At 37.4% G+C, this 18,071-nt stretch carries 19 protein-coding genes; all 19 read right to left on the reverse strand.

Annotated elements, in window-relative coordinates:
- Positions 1 to 20 precede the first annotated feature (20 nt).
- A complete protein-coding gene (locus RYO92_RS05295) occupies positions 21 to 3,146 on the reverse strand; it encodes an AAA domain-containing protein (protein WP_315369714.1) in 3,126 nt (1,041 codons plus the stop codon).
- Between the two features lie 115 nt (positions 3,147 to 3,261).
- A complete protein-coding gene (locus RYO92_RS05300; RefSeq protein WP_314967170.1) occupies positions 3,262 to 4,167 on the reverse strand; it encodes an ADP-ribosylglycohydrolase family protein in 906 nt (301 codons plus the stop codon).
- The gene (locus tag RYO92_RS05305) at positions 4,151 to 5,485 is read right to left on the reverse strand and encodes a hypothetical protein (protein WP_315369715.1); all 1,335 of its coding nucleotides are present in this window, start codon (positions 5,483 to 5,485) and stop codon (positions 4,151 to 4,153) included. Before RYO92_RS05305 ends, RYO92_RS05300 begins: the two co-directional genes overlap by 17 nt.
- Before the next feature lie 134 nt (positions 5,486 to 5,619).
- Positions 5,620 to 6,549 carry a RhuM family protein gene (gene rhuM / locus RYO92_RS05310; protein ID WP_315369716.1) on the reverse strand — a complete coding sequence of 310 codons (930 nt, stop codon included), beginning with the start codon at positions 6,547 to 6,549 and terminating at the stop codon, positions 5,620 to 5,622.
- 61 nt (positions 6,550 to 6,610) lie between these two features.
- Positions 6,611 to 7,414: an ABC transporter permease gene (locus RYO92_RS05315; protein WP_315369717.1), complete on the reverse strand. Its 804-nt coding sequence runs from the start codon at positions 7,412 to 7,414 to the stop codon at positions 6,611 to 6,613.
- Positions 7,407 to 8,306: a metal ABC transporter ATP-binding protein gene (locus tag RYO92_RS05320; RefSeq protein WP_315369718.1), complete on the reverse strand. Its 900-nt coding sequence runs from the start codon at positions 8,304 to 8,306 to the stop codon at positions 7,407 to 7,409. Before RYO92_RS05320 ends, RYO92_RS05315 begins: the two co-directional genes overlap by 8 nt.
- Before the next feature lie 128 nt (positions 8,307 to 8,434).
- A complete protein-coding gene (locus tag RYO92_RS05325; protein WP_009537667.1) occupies positions 8,435 to 9,274 on the reverse strand; it encodes a nucleotidyl transferase AbiEii/AbiGii toxin family protein in 840 nt (279 codons plus the stop codon).
- A gap of 1 nt (position 9,275) precedes the next feature.
- Positions 9,276 to 9,860: a type IV toxin-antitoxin system AbiEi family antitoxin domain-containing protein gene (locus RYO92_RS05330; protein ID WP_315369719.1), complete on the reverse strand. Its 585-nt coding sequence runs from the start codon at positions 9,858 to 9,860 to the stop codon at positions 9,276 to 9,278.
- A 165-nt stretch (positions 9,861 to 10,025) separates the two neighbouring features.
- Positions 10,026 to 10,160, reverse strand: a complete 135-nt coding sequence (gene rhuM / locus RYO92_RS05335) for a RhuM family protein (RefSeq protein ID WP_183684673.1) — start codon at positions 10,158 to 10,160, stop codon at positions 10,026 to 10,028.
- Positions 10,161 to 10,163: 3 nt separating this feature from the next.
- Entirely contained in the window at positions 10,164 to 11,918 is a 1,755-nt protein-coding gene (locus tag RYO92_RS05340) for a DUF262 domain-containing protein (RefSeq protein ID WP_183684623.1), read from the reverse strand.
- A gap of 85 nt (positions 11,919 to 12,003) precedes the next feature.
- On the reverse strand, positions 12,004 to 12,165 hold the full coding sequence (locus RYO92_RS05345; protein WP_207720031.1) for a hypothetical protein: 162 nt from the start codon (positions 12,163 to 12,165) through the stop codon (positions 12,004 to 12,006).
- A gap of 148 nt (positions 12,166 to 12,313) precedes the next feature.
- Entirely contained in the window at positions 12,314 to 12,862 is a 549-nt protein-coding gene (locus RYO92_RS05350; RefSeq protein ID WP_315369720.1) for a GNAT family N-acetyltransferase, read from the reverse strand.
- Positions 12,863 to 12,898: 36 nt separating this feature from the next.
- Positions 12,899 to 13,447 carry a Fic family protein gene (locus tag RYO92_RS05355; RefSeq protein WP_156778125.1) on the reverse strand — a complete coding sequence of 183 codons (549 nt, stop codon included), beginning with the start codon at positions 13,445 to 13,447 and terminating at the stop codon, positions 12,899 to 12,901.
- A gap of 3 nt (positions 13,448 to 13,450) precedes the next feature.
- Complete coding sequence (locus tag RYO92_RS05360; RefSeq protein WP_315369721.1) at positions 13,451 to 14,554, reverse strand: glycoside hydrolase family 172 protein; 1,104 nt, start codon at positions 14,552 to 14,554, stop codon at positions 13,451 to 13,453.
- 504 nt (positions 14,555 to 15,058) lie between these two features.
- On the reverse strand, positions 15,059 to 15,595 hold the full coding sequence (locus tag RYO92_RS05365; protein WP_007157369.1) for a flavin reductase: 537 nt from the start codon (positions 15,593 to 15,595) through the stop codon (positions 15,059 to 15,061).
- A 26-nt stretch (positions 15,596 to 15,621) separates the two neighbouring features.
- Complete coding sequence (locus tag RYO92_RS05370) at positions 15,622 to 16,029, reverse strand: flavodoxin family protein (RefSeq protein ID WP_315369722.1); 408 nt, start codon at positions 16,027 to 16,029, stop codon at positions 15,622 to 15,624.
- 303 nt (positions 16,030 to 16,332) lie between these two features.
- Positions 16,333 to 17,046 carry a hypothetical protein gene (locus RYO92_RS05375; RefSeq protein WP_315369723.1) on the reverse strand — a complete coding sequence of 238 codons (714 nt, stop codon included), beginning with the start codon at positions 17,044 to 17,046 and terminating at the stop codon, positions 16,333 to 16,335.
- Between the two features lie 6 nt (positions 17,047 to 17,052).
- Complete coding sequence (locus tag RYO92_RS11220; protein WP_156778147.1) at positions 17,053 to 17,112, reverse strand: hypothetical protein; 60 nt, start codon at positions 17,110 to 17,112, stop codon at positions 17,053 to 17,055.
- Positions 17,113 to 17,120: 8 nt separating this feature from the next.
- Complete coding sequence (locus RYO92_RS05380) at positions 17,121 to 17,987, reverse strand: hypothetical protein (RefSeq protein ID WP_442945623.1); 867 nt, start codon at positions 17,985 to 17,987, stop codon at positions 17,121 to 17,123.
- Positions 17,988 to 18,071: the final 84 nt, after the last annotated feature.

An 18,071-nucleotide genomic window follows, 5' to 3' on the forward strand; every position in this document is an offset into this window, starting at 1 on the left:
TCTAGGGCAACGACATACGCTTATGCATTTTCTATGCCATTAAACTCATGCAAAACTCTATTGGTTTGATGGATTACCTCGCTGTTAATACTATTATATAACTTTCGATTTCCAATAATATAGAACTCTTCTTTCGCTCTTGTGGCTGCTACATTCATAATATTGGGATTATCCGTTCCAACTGCCCAGCTAGCAGCACCTCTGCTTTTTTCGTCACATCCCAATACCAAAAAGACTATATCGGCTTCTTTCCCTTGAAAGGTATGGACTGTTCCAATGTTGCTGGGTTTCCCATCCTTGCCATATCTTGTAAAATTAATTTCTCTGAGTTTCTGTGATAACTGATATGCTACATTCCTAAATGGGGAGATGACGTAAATCAGGTCTTTTTCTCCTTTATTGACAATATTAGGATTCTGCTTTATTAACTCTAATATTTTTTCCTTAAGGAAGTCTCCCTGTTCTTTCACATATTTATCAGTAGCATTTCCTTTCACATCATACCAAGATGCTTTTCCCGGGACAGCTGTACTTTGCACCATATTTCCACCGTAGGAAATGGCATTGGAAATATTAAACATAGGGTTTTTACATCTTCGATGCACCCAAAGTGGAATTCCAATCCATTCATCCTCATCTTTATAGAAACCGAATTTACTGATAGCATCTACAAGTGTTTGGACTGAGGCAGAGTCTGATAGATATTTATTAGATACCCCATAATGCTTTCCTAACATAGCGAGGATTGACGGGTCCAAAGTAAGTACCGGTTTTATCTGAGCAGGATCTCCTACAACCATCACTTGCTTGCTTCTAAAGAGTGCTCCAACAGCGGCCTGGGGAAGTGCCTGCCCCGCCTCATCTACAAATAAGTACCCCAAAGAACCTTCTCCGAGATTTTCACACATTCTTGAGAAGCTGGCAAAGGTAGATCCTATCACTGGAATGACCATATTTATCCAGTTCCATGCTTGACGTATTACTTCCTTCTTCTCTAAGTATTCCTTCTGTCTACTCCAGATACGATATGCAGCTTTTATGCTTTTTCTATTTTCATATAAAAACTGCTTTCTGACTTTTAATGCCTCAATAAACAGTTCTGACTGCAATACTCTGTACTCTTCATCAAACCATGGATTACTTAATTGAAGTGCATCATATTCTTTATACATATCAAGTCTCTGAACCGGCTTTCTCTCCAGCTCCATAGAGAGCGCATTAATCTTGTCAGATAGTGCTCTGATTTCCTTATTTCCTAATTGAATAATGCTGTCATTTTCTTTTCTCTTACAAGATAGCTTCTCTTCATTTTCTTTCAATGCTTTTGTAATACGTCTTTTGCCTTCCTTCAAATTGGAATATTCCAAATTCAGCTCTTTTTCTTTTGCTAATAGTTCTAACAGCTCCTCAGAAAAACAACGCATTTTTTCTTTAAACTCTTTTTTTGCTGCAAACTGAAACCACGAGGGTTTTTGCAGTTGTAATGCTTGTATAGCTTGATGAATATTCTCTTTCTCTTTAAGAATTTTTTCAATATGATTGGAAAAGCTAGCCATCTTACCTTCTATATCGGATGACTCTTGTTTTATCTTTATACTGTCCGCATTGTTCTTTTCCTTAAAAGCTTTAAACTCACATTCTAGTTCTTTTCTCTTTTTCTCAAGCTTGATGCATTTAAACTCTATTTCTTTTTGTAGAAGTAAAAGTTCAGCATGATTTTCCGCTATTCTTTGTCTTTCCTCTTTGTATTTACATTGTTTCCGATATTTTTCTAAAAACCGAGCATAAACATCGCTACTGGACTCATAAGCATTATATAAGTAGTTTTCCACATGTTTTAATGCCGTGATAATGCCGCTCATATTTTCTTTCTTGCCACCCTCTAACGAAAACAATCCCCAATGTTTTTCATCTTCATAAGGTATAGCTTTCGGCACTTCAATATAGTTCCCTACCTCCTTCTTTATCCATTCCATAGAAAGCTTCGCGTTTGATATTTCCCAAAAATAATCTGCATCTCGCAATTTATCCACAAAGGATTCATCTACCTTATTGATGAGTGGAAGTTCTTTTACTATATTCTGAACTGCACCATTGTTGGAACTTGCGACAATAATTTCCTTCTCTGCTATTACGCTTGGCATCACAGCAATATAGGCCTTGTCATAATAATTCAACCTATCCATTTTACTGAGATCTTTATCTGCTAATTTTGCAATTTCATATGCCTGTTCAACAAGCAATTCTGCAAAGACATCTTTCAATAAAGTTGTCTTCCCTGTTCCGGGAGGGCCGTTTACACTTCTGATTTTCTCATTGCTATCTTGAATGGCTAAGTTCACTGCAAGCTGCTGCATCAAAGAAAGTGAAAATTTAGGATTAGCCGGGAATCGTGAAAGAGGATAATTTTTAGCCTGTAAGATTTCTTCAAATGCAGCAGGATTAAAACCCTGTGTATTGGCTTTACTATTCAGATTAATTCTCGATTCATTTTCCCCTGAAAGATAGCACTCTAAATTTCTTGCTTTAATGCTTTTTGCCTTTTCTAAATCATCTACAAAAAAAGAATGCAGATTCGTGGCATCCGTTTCCAAGTTATTTAAGGCTTTCATCCTAGTTTTTTCAGTTTGAATCGAGTATTGATTCAAAAGCTTTGTAAAAGCCTTATTGAAAAATGCTATATAGTCCTCTTCTTCCGGGCAAGCAAAAATGCTGTTGATATTTTCCTTATTTTCCTTTTCAAACTTTAAAAAATCTTTTTCTTGAGGAATACTATTGTTTTGTAAGATATAATAACTGGCTGTGAAAAATGTCATTTCCCCTTGAAGTTTTAGTTCTTTATCAAAATACAAAGCGAAGGAAAACTTATCTCCCACAGATACCTCATCATCTGTCTCCGAAAGATTATATTTCTCTCTTAGTAATTGAATCACAGTGGAAAAGGGATAAGTATTAAAATACAGAACAATTCCACCCTTATCGTTTGATAAATTTTGACCTTGTATTTCTTCGTTAAGCAAAGAGTAATAATCTCTATCTTTAGGAATCTCCAGCTTTTTCAACAAATTGTCATTTAGCTTAATATCTCCCTCAGAGAGATGTTCCACCATAATCCACGCTTCTAATATGTTTTCCCTCTTATCCATTTTGTATTCCCTCGCCTTTTATACTGCCATTATCTTTTAGACTACTATTCAATAAATGCTATGAATATTTTATGTTAGATACTTGATTATAGGAAGTTCAAAATAATAAAGGCGCTTACCATAAACATTCCAAAATCAGCTCTTTATTTCTCAATCTTTCAAGCCATTGTTCTCCTTTATACCCCAAACCATGAATAATTGCAGCCAGGCCTCCTGCCACAGCTCCCACGGTATCCGTATCTTCCCCAAGGTTCACAGCTGCTAAAACATCATTGGCATAATCCTTGCTTATTAGTCCTATCCTTTCATCGTTTTCCTCATTTTCCTCAACGTGACTGATTGCCCACAAAGCAGCTTCCAGGGTGTCCACCACATATCCGGAGGACTTGATTTCTGAAATATCCAGCTGATGAATCCGATGGAGTCTATCGAAAGGCTTGTCGTATTGTAAGGTGGGAAGGATATCCAAAATATTCTCTCCGGTAAGAAGCCTTTTTGCCACATGCACGTAGATTACGCAGGCTTCCTCCGAAATCCAATGCCCGTGGGTGATGGCGGAAACCGCGCGGATTTCTTCATCCGTACATTCCACAAAGGCCAAGGGCAGGATACGCATAAGGGAGCCATTGCCATTGGAACGCTCCCCTTCGCAGGGTTTACCACTGGTCAGTGCCTCGTAGGTGGCATGACCGATGTCAAAAACTTCTCCATTGGCGGTAAAGGCATTTTCATGTAGCCAGGAAAGAAAACGCTTTCTGATGTCCTCGATATGAATTTTCCCGTTATTTTCTTTAAGGCTTTTCAAGGTCGCCAAGGTCATGGAAGTATCATCCGACCAGGTGCCTGCCGGCTGATGATGACAGCCATAGCCTGTGAGGTCCGTGCAAAGGAAGCTACCCCGCTCCTGAAATTCGTAGGGAACGCCAAGGACGTCGCCGATGGCAAAGCCAAAAATGGCGTCATAGAGTTGTTTGTTATTTCTTCTTAAACACAAGTAATCGTTTTTAGTACCAACTGCCATAAAATATACTCTTCCCTTTCCGTATTTCCTCATCTCCCATTTCTTTTTCTTCTTTGGATTTTCCATGTTCACGCACTCCAAGGTATTTATCCTCAGCAGCAATAATGGGATCATACCAATCTGCTTTTAAACTCGCCCACGCAAGCCACTCATGAGAAAATTCTTCCTTTCCACTTTTCATCGCATCTTCGATAAATCTTCTAATATCACATGCAATACGATAGTCTTCAGCTTTATTGGCCAATTCCTTTGTCCGCTGACTTTCCAGGTTTTTCCGCTCACGGATTTCTTCTTTTCTTCTCTGTTCCGCTTCTCTAATTCTTTGTTCTTCTTCCCTACGTTCTCTTTCAATTCTGTTTTCCTCTGATTTGTCATAGAATCGAATCAGAATATCCCCCAGTCGGTCTTCCAATCGTTGGAACTCATTATCACGTAAGTAATTCTTTTCACCAAAAACTATGCGTAATTTCCCATTAAACACATGATCATATTTCCTTATCTGTGGCATTGAAACCCATCTATAGCCATTTTTTAAGTCCTTCTCATACTTCGCAAGCTCCTGAATATCCTTATTAGTCAATTCATGTTTGATTTTATCCTTACTCTCTGCAAACCTAAAACGTACAGAGTCCTTATGAATAGTAACAGAAAGGTCATCATTTATGCTTCCACCTAATGCTTCAATCCCTTTATACAAAGCATTCAAAATAGCTATCGTTCTCTTCGCTCCATTTTCTGATAAATCAGGAAAAAATACCGGCTCACCATCGGGTTTATTTCTCGGATTATAGTATGGGTTGCTTTTTGCTTCTTTTAGCTTAACTCTATAATCCTCCATCATTGTTTTATATTTAGCTAGCACCGGATGCAATCTTGCCCTCTCAACAATCTTTATGGAACATGCCTGCGCAATTACCATAACACGTTCAGCTTCATCAAGATAATCTAATATATCCCTGTATAATCCTTCTTCATTTTCGTCTATTTTAATATCAGAAATACTGTTTTGATTGCTTAGGCTATTTTCTAGCTCTGCTCTCTCTTTAGAAGTTTGCATACTTGCATTGTTTAAGTAAACTGAAACATATTCCAGATTAGATTCAGGTAAAGGTACAATCTCTGCAGAAATATCTTTTCCATAATGCTTTCTTGTCCAAAATCCTGATGATGGAAATGGAATGTTTGCTTGTTTACAGCTAATGATTAATTTTGCATAATTTAAGTCATATTTTTTAGCAACTCCTGAAACTGAACTGGTCCAAATCTCATCATATAATTGCTTTCTGCTGAATTTTATTAATCTCTTTTTATACTCCATGCCTTACATTTCCTTCCTTCATAAAACTATTTCAACTCACTCCAACCCGCTTTTTTTATAAGTGAAACTGAGATATGCCTTTTGATGCCTATCTCCTCTGCCTGTTTATTCTTAATAATATCATTATTTTTTCTCTATAAATTCAATATATTCATTACTAATTGGACCATTACATCTTTTTCTTCCGGCTTTGACTCAGCAATCATTAATGTTATCGCCACCAATGCTCCATCACTCAGTCTCTTGATTCCATTTTGAAATAAGACCCCATTCTTATCTAAAAATTCCAAGAAAAGTGAGGCAGCTATTCTTTTGCACCCGTCAACATAGGGATGATCCTTAATCATAAAATATAATAAATTTGCAGCTTTCTCTTCTACCGACGGATATGCCTCTTGTCCAAAAGCGCTTTGATATATTGCAGCAATTATACCTGATACTTTTCCAACTTCTTTTTCTACTCCAAAAACATCTGTATGAAAAGAATCTCGCATTTTTCCAACCATATGAACACATTCTTCATAGGTAATACGATATGTGGGCCTACTCCCATCTAGTTCGCATAAGGTCTGGTGATCATATTGATCAAGTAAAAGTAATGCTTCTGTATATTCATTTACAGCTCTAAGCACATCCGATTCCTCTATATCAAGTGCATCGGCAAGCATTCTGCTCTGTATATCAACTGTTTTTTCTAATGCCTGAAGGCGTTTTTCATTGATAGCATAGCCTTTAATAATATATTGCTTAAGAACATTATTAGCCCATTTCCTAAAAGCTATACCTCTTTTAGAATTAACACGATATCCAACAGACAAAATCATATCCAAGTTATAGATCTTCGGTTTTCTTCCACCTGAACTTTTGTCGGAAAAACCGACAGAAGTCTCATCTAATTCTCCTGAAGTCAGAATATTTGTGATGTGCTCACTTACCGTAGCATGCTTAACATCAAACAATACTTCCATTTGTTTCTGTGTCAACCAGACTGTTTCCTGTTCAGGATTTATCTGAACTTCAATATTAATATTGCCATCCGTAAATAAGATTATTTCATTTCTCATCGATGAGACCTCACTATTTTAGAATTTAAGGCATAAGTTTTCACCGGATTTAGAGCTGTAATTAATGTTCATCATTTTTGAAATCGCTGTTACTAAGACAGAATATAGCGAATAAGTATGCCACAACTGTGAAAACTAAAACGATGCAAATCGTAGTGAAATCCGGAATGCCGAATGCGATTGCACGCATGGCATCAACTTGATATGTTAAGGGATTAATGCGTGAAATACATTTTAGAAGGAATGGCGCATTGTCAAAGGAATAAAATAATGGTGCAGCAAAAAGAATTGGCACCAACAGGGTATCCATCACAAAGTCTCGTTGCTTATAATTTTTTATCAGTAGCGCAACACAAATCAGGATAGAAGCCCAAAACAACACGCTAATCATTAAAAAAACGATTATCATGCAAAATCTATAAAACGAAAAAGATCCACCAACAAAAAAGGAAAGAATATATAAAATGGTAGCTTGAATGACAACTCCTACGATTGGAAATGTTGCAATTCCGAGTATATAAATTGCCGGATGAATTCCGTTAAGAATCTTTAAGCTTAAAAGTCCCCAACGCTTGTCTGTTATCATGCGATAAACGCATTGGTACATTTCTTTAAATAACGACATGGCAAAAATACCGATTAAAGAGTAGGAAAGAAAACTTACAGTCGTTCCATTGAAAGATATATCTCCAAATGTAGCCTGAATGCCTACAGAATAAAATAAGAAATATAAAATAGGGGAAATCAAACTACTATAGATAATTTGTTTGTTGGACCAAAGTGCTTTCAACTCATTATTGACCATTATGGGCAAACCCTTTAGCCCGAGATGCCCGGGCTTAATATACATTTGAAATTTACGCATTTTCTGTTTCCTCCTCTTGCATCATGATTTCCTTAAGACCCAAGCGTTCACTACCCATACTTGTAATCGATACTTCGGCTAAAAGCTTTCCAATAATACAGTTCAAGTCTACAGAAGACTCGATGAAACTTACTGTTTGCTCTTCAAGCTTAGCTCCTTGGTCAATCAGTTCCTCTTTGAGCGCGTCGCTCATTTCGCCGGAGAAGGAAATTGTGATTTCCCTTGTCAATTGATGAGCACTTAAAAAATCACGCATACTACCAAAGTAAAACTGCTGACCTTGGTTTAGAAATAGAATTTTGTTGCAGTAATCTTCCAACATTCCCAAATCATGGGATGAAACAAGAGCCAGTTTCTTTTCACCAAAACATTTCTCTTTCAAATATTCAAATAGTCCATGGGAGTAACGGTAATCCAGACCGGCAGTTGGTTCGTCCAAAATCATTATTTCAGGCTTATGAACTAAAGCACGTGCAACTTGAACTCTTTGTTGTTGTCCGCCGGAGAGTGAATCGGGGGAACGGGTATAGAAATCTGTAAGATCAAGAATTTCAGAGATAGAATCCGTTGCCGCCTGTGATTCTGTCTTAGAAAGGCCGGTCAATACAGCTCCAAGCATAATATTATCTCGCACATTTAAATACCAATCAATGGATTGCTTTTGTGGGCTTATGCCTAAATCATGATAAGTAAGCTTAGGTGAGCAAGTAATGCTTCCCTGTTGGGGAGCATAAATTCCGGATAATAGATTGAGTAAAGTGCTTTTTCCGGCTCCATTTTTGCCAACAACAGCAATAAAATCTCCTTTCTCTGCCTCAAAAGAAATGTCACAAATTCCATTGTGCGTTCCTTCGTAAAAATAGGATACATCTTTAAGCGTCAGCAATGCCATTGTCAATCCCTCCTATTCCTGTTAAGCAAAGTATGTACATTTTCTTTGAGACTTTTCAGGGGCGCCTAAGTCATGGAAATGTCGTCCGACCAATCTCCTGCCGGCTGATGACAGCCATATCATCACTCCTATAAAGCAATCTTTTCAGCAATAATCGCAATTACTTTTAGAGTTTCTGAAAACTCCAAATCCCCTACATAAAGATTGTCCGATAAATATGTCTTCCACAGTTCTTGAAGATAATCGTCCTCCCTTATATCCTCAATTATTTCCATTGCCTGTTTCATAAGCGACAAGCTTTCTCTTCTATTTGCAGTTGAATAAATCGCTTGTTTTAGAATTTCAAAGTCAATTTCCTCTTTTTTTAAGTTATATAAATTATATAAATCATAAAAATCTCGCATCCTTGTTGTGGCAATATTCCTTTTAATAACGCTCTCATACTTTTCAGCCAATATCGTCTCAAGGGGATATGCTAAGACCCTAAGACTCTCCTCTTGAAACATACAAGAATATAAATATTCGATTTCTTTTGGTGTTATGACGTCTCCGGTTGTAATATCAATCTTCATGTCATTTTTAATCTTTTCAAAGTTAGCTATTAAATGCACTCTAAAGTTTTCATATTCGTCTTCTTCTCGTATATGGCTTATATCCGTTATTTCAAAATCTATGCCGTCATCTACCTTGACATTTATGATTTCCGAAACGATATTTCGTATAACTTCTTCCTGTAATGGCACACCTTTGATAGTAGTATCCATATCCATCGTTGTACGGTTATCAATTCCAATCATAGAAGATATCAGAAGTCCACCTTTGATAACAAAATTAAATTTATACTTAGACTTTGACAATCTCTCTAAAAATCTTTCAAAGAAAAACATTTGCAGAACTTCCTGTGGCCTGAGGTTTTTAGAGTTTGCAATGTTTCTTATTCTTCCTTTTAAGCTTTCCGAACCGATCATTTTATAAAATCTCCAAATATTTTCTGATTTCCTCTTCAATACCAAGGATTCTGCTGTATTTAATAAGATTTCTGGTATTCTTTTCTTTACTCTTAAAGTATCCGGTTAGTGCATTGATGAAAATCTGCTTATCAATAGATTTCCTTTTCAAAACAATATCACAGATACATCTTTCCATGTTATAGCATTTAACGGTTGATCCCAGTGGGGTTTTCGTCTTAATAAGTCCTAAATTGAAACAATCTCTCTTTACGTAATGAACCTTGATATTCAGAAATTTCCGTTTGATGTGCTCTGCATTATACCCCTGAGGCACAGTGATATGAAAAACATTAGGTATTCTGTCACTAAATCCAAGAAGATACAAAGCTGTATGAAAAGAAAATACCATTTGCTCATTATTAACAGATATAACAGCAAAGTCATCATCTATGGCATCCTTTTTCTTATAAACACCATTTCTAACTCTCTCCAGCTCGCCTTTATGAACAAGTGAAGCTAAGATATGCCTTTTTATGCCTATCTCTTCCGCCTGTTTATTGGTAATAATATTATTTTCTAAAAAGTGTTTTTCCAAAGCGTTCATTTTATCACTCCATTTACAATTACACTTTTATTATAGTTTTTTAAAGAGTATTTGTAAACAATGGATGAAATCAAGAAGCTGATACAATTCTTTCCAGTAAACGCATTCCTTCTCGCTAAGATAATTCTTCGCGACATGCATATCTCTTTTTACAATCTGGTTTACTCATTTCCGGAATTGTACCGCACAATCAGAATTGACTTTAAAGCCTACGGCAATAACCATTTGGACATTATAGTGCTTAGTGTCACGTCCAACCTGACGAAATCCTTCCTCTTGAACTATCTGGAAATTCCGGATAGTTCAATCTTCCTCCGAAGGTACTTCCGCCTTTTCTTTATCGATTGGAAAATTCAAATATTCATTGTTCCATCTGGTAAAAATCTTAGCCATCTCATCAGAAATACGAAGATCACGTTTTATAATAGAGTCCAGATTCCATTCCATAACTTCCGACGTACCCATTGTATTTGTAATAGTAATCTTAGACACCCTATACTCTTCTTTCTTTTTACTAAAATAGCCATTGCCGGCAACAATATTCAGTTTCTTTTCAAATGGCAACTTATTCCCTATATGTTCAATTTTTTCCTTAATAATTGAGTCCGACTCCTTTGGAAAGTAATTGGTCTGCCACTTTTGAGGAAAGATATGTTCAATTTCCCATTTACTAGGAAGCAGCTCATCCTGATGTTCGTAGGCAAGTGTCTTCAGCAGCATGCGTACTGCATTCCGATTCGGATTATGAATATAAGGCTCCAACTGTGTCACATCAACGGTCTTAAATCCAAAAATAGGTCTATTCGATGCTACAATGGCAGAATTTAGCTTCAGAATATCCGGTTTAACAGCATTGATTGTCGGCATCATCAGATACTTTGTCATCAACTCCATGAGAAGCTTGTTCAAGAAACGTGCAAATCTTGTTTCAAAAAACTCTTCGTTTCTGTAACAAACATAATAAATAACAACCGGATATTTCCAGAACTCATTCGGATAGGAAGTCAAGATATCCAGAGTCTGTTTTATTTTATTATTCTTAGACCAAGCTTCTCCTTCAATCTCCTCACCCTTATTTATAACCTTCCACAGATTCAAAATTACGAAGAGAGTATCCAACAGTTCTTTCTTATATAAACGTTCAAACTTATTAGACGCATAATACTTTCTAACACCGGGAGTAGTTGTGTTCGTATCCTGATCAAGTGCTCGGTAGTAAAACATATTGTAATAGAAGAGCTGCTGTATGCTTTCATTTGCATCTGTAGCCTGCTCATCCAAATCTTTCCAGCGCTCTATAAATACTTTCTTAGCTTCCACTTCAAGTTGGTTATAAATTTTTGCCTTGAAAATATCAGCATCTGACAGAGGTAATCCTCTATCATTTAATGTTGAGAAAATAGTTAATGCCGTATCCTGTGTATCTGCGGTAATTGGGAGTAAAATTGCCTGATTCAACACTGCGTAGATAAACTGATAAATCATAAGCGGATTTTCTGTAGAATGTCTATCAAACAGTTTTTGGAAATAACGATAATTCCTTGAATAATTATCTTTCGCATTCTCATCTGTTTTTCCGCTTTCCAAGATGGTGCGTAGAATTTCATTCCCTTCATTATTCACAACTCGGGAAGTCAAAAGAATATTCTTAAAGTCCACTGTACCGGTAAGCTTATCCGTGCGCCAGATTGTAGGTTCAATTTTACCAATAAAGTTATTAGCTTCTGCTGTTCTCTCCGATTCAGGCGTAGCTACAAGCTTTGTATAAATTGCACGTAGCAGCAGAAACAATGATGTAATCCGTTGCTGACCATCGATAATTTCCTGCTCACCATTTTCATTTTCGTAGGAAACCACACTCCCCAGAAAATAGGAGCTTTCTCTTTCCACACCGCCACTTATAGTAGTAAATTCCCATAAATCCTCAAAAAGAGTTTCTACTTGCTCCTCTGTCCATGCGTAGGGGCGCTGGTATTCCGGAATAACAAACGGTTTTGATTTACCACTGCCTAGGAACATCTCCACGTTCTGTTTATTCACCTCTATTGTTGTTGGCATGTTAGGGCCCTCCTCTTATTTCTTTATTCTTTCCGATACAGTTTCTCTGAGCTCTGACTCCCCTAGCGAGATTGTTATAATCCCTTCAATATTTTTTTCTTGCCGTATTTTTCAAATAATCCGATGTTTCAAGGCCATCGACAACTTGAAGTCTCATTGCGGTATACCAAGCATAACCCAACTCCCGTTTGGAAGGTTCTGACTGCCTAATATATTCCTCAAATGGATCCTTTTTAATGCCATCCATCCATTTCACCTGCTTTCGTATCCTTAGCCCTTTTATCCAGCATTTTCTATTTTCGTCCAAATTAACGCAATTTTGGACGAAAAGTCATTTACTATCTGCGTGATTGTAAAATGTATTTCGCCCTAATCCTTCCCGGATTATTACACCTTCATCGGTAAATTTCTTCAATGCCGCCATGCCATTCTTCTTTCGTCAGTAGGCTTACGTGTCCTTTTCTTGTTTCGCCCATTTGCGGCACTGGCGCATCCCCGGTAGTCCATTGATACTTGAATCCCAATTTTTCCTGAACACGCTTTGATTTCTCGTTGCCATCATAATAACCACACCAGATGCGAACAAGCTTTAGATCCTCAAAGGCATGACGCAGCAGCTCTCTTGCCGCTTCCGGCACAAGACCCTGTCCCCAATAATCAACTCCCAGCCAATAACCAAGCTCCGCCTCATCCTCCTTTTCTGCAAGGTCATTGTGGTGAAGGCCGATGCTGCCAATGGGAAGTCCTGTTTCCTTTAGCACAATAGCGTAGGTCTCCGGTACCATCAGCACATTCCTAATAACCTGTCTGCTGTCCTCTTCACTTGTGTGTACAGGCCACCCTGCAATCGGACCTACTCGCGGATCTTTTGCGTATATATAGCATTCCTCTGCATCCGTTTCTTCCCACGGACGGAGGATAAGTCTCTCCGTTTCTAAAATCATATCTATCCTTTCTTTCTCTTGGGAGCCGGTAGCAATTCATGCACTACTGTTCACTTTTTTATATTTCTGCTTCCTACTGTTTGGCTTATCAGGTATCGTCATTTCTATTTTTCCTGCATTAAGTAAAGGAACAAGATATCTTTTTCTAAAATTCTTGCTATCCGTAAGACCAAGGAAATCCATTATCTCACGCTTACTACGTGGCATACCACAAAATTCGATTAGTTCCGCCAGTCTTTGATCCAAGTCTTTTCCGGAATGCGACCAGCGATGTTTCCTCAAATGGGCATTCATGAGAATACCGCTGTACGCCAAGAAAGTAACTGAAGATACGGGTTGGCAGAACAACCCACTCGTTCTCCCCAGCCAACGCATGAGATACCAACCAATCCCCATAAAACGCAACCGATATACAATGTATAAAAAGACCACAGGGTAAGTATTATGGGAACTATGATGATACAAGCTATCAATATTGAATATGGCAGGAATCCGAAAACCAAAAATGCTGCATAAAATCCAGCATAAGTTCAACACGACAAAATAGCCTATACAATCACATACTCTAATAATCGTATTTTTCATATTTTATCTAGGCCACCTTTGTTCTGCAGATAATAACTTCTGAAATGTTACATGAGGTTCCTTCTGATACCAATATGCAACACTCGAAAGATCATCCTGTCTTTCAAATAACCCATTATGACTGACTCCAATCTGTTGTACAGTTACCTTCAAATCTTTTTCAAAGAATATTGGATCAGGAATGTGCCATCTGTAAAATCCCCGCATTGGAGGACAGTCATCATTATGATATTGATTATATACAAGGGAATCATGTCTTGAATAAAAAGGATATCCCAAATACGATGTACAATAATTATTTTCTACAGTTTTTCCATTATCGTTAGAAGCAAAACTCCATGAGCCTCCAAAATAATCCTCCATCCCTGTCCCACATATCGTTGGATATTTTACATCTCCATCAATATAAAATTTAACTTCTCCCTCTCCCCACCAGTATCTTTGGAGAACAGAAAGTCCAATGTAAGTACCTATATACTGGCCGCTTCCTTTTATATTATCCAAAATAACGTAATCTTTTCCCTTTTCTGTAACTGCCTGTCGCCTCCATTGTGCGTGAAAATAAGCTGTATCCTCCAGAAGCGCATCATACAGGCAGTAATCAATCTGATAGAAAAAAGCTGGTATTACGTTTTTATGCTGGTTTTCTAGTACTATCCGAGCATGTTTATGAAACGGCATCGAAAAATAAGAATTCAATCCGCGGGATGGTACTACAGTAATCACCGCGGAATTAATAATACATTCCTGTCCAAATCCACAACAAAAAAAATCTCCTAATGGCGTTTCAACCGAGGGATTTTCTTCATCATCCCAATAAATACGTAGAACAAGGTCCCTCAGAACAAAACAATCGCCGTCTGAGGTTTTCTTGTCAACAGTAATCCATATATGTTGAATGACACCTGGCCCCTCTATATCAGCAAGAATTTCCTCCTGTCCTGGTTGAATGTTCGTAAGACAGGGTTTCCCCTTTCGAGACGGCCCAAGAGGACTCGCTGCCATTCCACCTCTGCCCTTTTCTCCTGTTCTGTTTTCCGCATTTATTGCTCTGCTCTTTCCATGTGTCAGATATGGCATCATGCTTACATTTCCTGGAAATATCATCTTCGTACCTCCATTTAACCTTTTGTGGCTCCCATTGTCATACCAGCAGTAACCCACTTATTAAAGGCAAAATAAATAATTAATGGTGGAAGTGTGGAAATAACGATTGCGGCAAAAGTAGACCCCCGTCCACATTTCCGAAAGCTCCAACGTAATCTTTAAGTCCCATGGCAACAGTTTTAGCGTTGCTGTCACTGATAAATGTATTCGCGAATATAAAGTCATTCCATATAAGAACACTATACATCGACGCAATAGTAATTATAGTATTTCGTGCTAGCAGAAATACAATCTTGATAAAAATTTTTCCAGGATCGCAGCCGTCTACAATAGCTACCCACTTGATAATACGGTGACCAACAAAAACTGCAGGAGAGGCTGTTCCACAAAACTGAGGAGTCAACATCTGACAAACGCATGCCGGATTTTTACTACATCCGCAAGGAGCTTCTGCACAATGGCGTAACCAGGAAGCTTCTCTGCGACTTCCCGACAAGCGGGAATTTACCGCTCACCCCTAACCTCTATAATTTCACCTACAAAAACGATATGTGGTTGCCATCCTCCATTGAAATCGGGATATTCTTTTGGTATGGAAGCATAGTACTCCTGAACTTCAGTTGCAAGATCCTCTTTGGAAAATTGGTGCTGATACAACTTTTTGCAAAGAAATGTTAAATTTGCCTCTTTATAGGTTACACCCTGCCCGATTTCGATAGGAGTCAGTCCTGCACCGACAGCTTTATCCCCATCCCTGCCGGAATGCGAACCAATATAGCCCAATGCCTTTTTACAGCTTTCAGGATAAAAGCTTACCGTAAAAGTATCGCTGTTTTTCAAAAATTCACTGGTATAACGAGCAGGATGAACATAAACTGTAACCGTTGGTCTGCTTTTACCTACAATCCCCCAAATATTCCCCAAACTGCCCCAGCTAACAGTGCAGCTATTATAATGTTCCAGTGAGCCCGCTGTAACAACTGCCCACTGCTTATCAAACATTTCAAATACCTTATATTCTTTTTCTTTAAAGTTTTCCATAGAACTCACCTTCCCAAACTTCCAATTTATATGTACAATTCACATTTATTTCTGACTGAGCAAGCCTTTTTAATTACTATTCCCGCAACTGCCGATACAGCTGCAATCACATGAAAACCTGCTTTCACAGCATAATCTTCCATCTGTACAAGCGTGTTCTCATATGCTCTGTTGCCGTATACAGCAACAATTGCGTACTTACACTGATTACCTTTAATCCTAGCAAGCCGATCTAATGCGAGCTGTGGTGCTACTCCACCAAAAGACGGCATTGCGATCACAGCTATGTCTTCTTTCGTAAATGAAATGGAACTAAAATCCAAATCTGTTTTTGAAAGGTCTACGTCTTTCACTTCATTCCAGAAATTTGTTATTGTCTTTGTTACCTTTTCAGTTCCACCTGTTGGGCTAAAAACAATTCTATATTTATTCATTTTACATTTTCTGACCTCCGATTTAATCTACTTTTCCTTCACATCCAATCCACTGCCTGCAACCATCCAAAATGGTCGAGTTGCCGGATTGGTTGTCAGACCTTTTCGTTTTCCAAAAATCATTCCAAAATACCTGACATCTAATTCACTATTTCAAATCGTGACATCAAGACAACCGTCTCCATACGAGAATTTTAAGCTTTTTCTATACTAGACGATATATTCATAAAAAATTTTTTTAATAACATTACATCTATTGTATTCAGACTGAATATAAAAATCTCAATAAGGTTATTTAAGATTTCAGTCTCCTATTTTATTTACTCTATCTGAGGCTGGATCCACCTTAAACCAATGTTCCGAATTTCGCATGCATTGCAAAGCAGGCACCTTCTTTATAACCTCGCGTTTTGTTCTACCATCTGAATATTTTATATCTTTCCATTCTACTGCCTTATTGAAGTATTTCATTGTGCCACCACATATAGGGCATTTATCAATATGGATTTTTTCTATTGTAATTCTTCTTCCCAGACCACTTATTGCATAATTAAAGAATAACGGATGTCTAGTTTCTTTTTTTGTAATACTTCTCAAAGACATGATAAGTACAAAAAATATAAATATTACAGCAAAAATTACGACATAAATATTATTATTTAAATCCGCTTTAATCCTCTTATTGGCTATTAAATTAATTATAGGTTCAAATATTTTATATAGTGGAAAAAGCCCTATTAAAGAAAGTATAAGTCCCACCCATGAAAGTATTGCCATTGTTATTGGACTTCTCCAAATAGGTTCCGGTGTATATCTTGCAACCTTATCTTCTTCATCTTTCTTAGAATAATTGTTACCTGCTACAATATTAGTAGGGCCATTAAAAACATTCCCTGAAACATTATTAATGTTAGACTTAGAATACTTATCTCTCATATATTTTCTTGTACGAAGATTTTCTTTATTGATTACGCTCTTTTTCCTGCCAGACATCATGCACTCCTTAAGTAATTTCATTTTCTTCTATAGGGGTAATTCCATGATGTCAACTATATCACAATTCAGCATTTTGCACACTTTCATTAGAACTTCTATTCATTCAGTTCCCAGTGTCCGCTATTACCACTTCCTACATACTTCAGATTATCTATTTCCTTCAAAGTTCTTTGTATCGTCTTTACACTTACCCCTGCACCTTCTGCAATAGCCTGTCTTGTAATTTTATTATTTAATCTTACTTGTGCTTTTATAAATTCAATCAGTTCATCTCTGCCCTGAGGGACATCGTGAGGGACACTGTGAGGGACATCGTGAGGGACATTCCCTCCACCCACCTTTTGCGTCGCTATCTTCTTCAAAGGAATAATCGTTCTGAATATATCTCCTTCCTCAAATAGCGGGTTTTGTCCTGAATAAAGCTGTGTGTACTTGTAGGTATTTCGCATTCCTGAACCTAATTCATCAGCAAGACCTATTTCTCTAAATACCTTTGATATAGCAGGGTTTTTAGGAAATGGCTCAAATTTCTGCAAGTCTAATGCTCCTATACCATGAGCCAAGTTGCTGTTTTCAACAGTAATTTTCTCATCATCAATAATCATTTTTGCAGGATATCCACTTGAATAATCTCTATGAGCCAGTGTATTTGATACTATTTCTCTAAGTATCCTATCTCTTGCATTGACATTCACAATTCCGTCCAATACAAATAGATCATTCAAATGCTTTTGCCCAAACTCAATAAGCCTGTCATAACTATCAATCAGATTTGTTATGACAACATCTCTATCATCATATCTATCCTTATTTTCAACCCTAAATATCGCATCTGTTTTGTGCTGCGGAAGAACAGACATAATAGAGTTGTCTTTTCCAAATAACAAAATAGCTTCCTTGTTTTCGTGCATATAGCTTATAAACAAGTTCAGAATGATCTGTGATATTGATGTCTCCTTCATAAGACCTATCCCAAATTCTTCCGTTATGTCTGCACACCTGATAACCTTCAGGAACTCTGATGTAAATTACTTTTTTCTCGTCTA

It is taken from the genome of Oribacterium sinus (genome assembly GCF_963553175.1).
In the GTDB taxonomy this organism is placed as follows: domain Bacteria; phylum Bacillota; class Clostridia; order Lachnospirales; family Lachnospiraceae; genus Oribacterium; species Oribacterium sinus_B.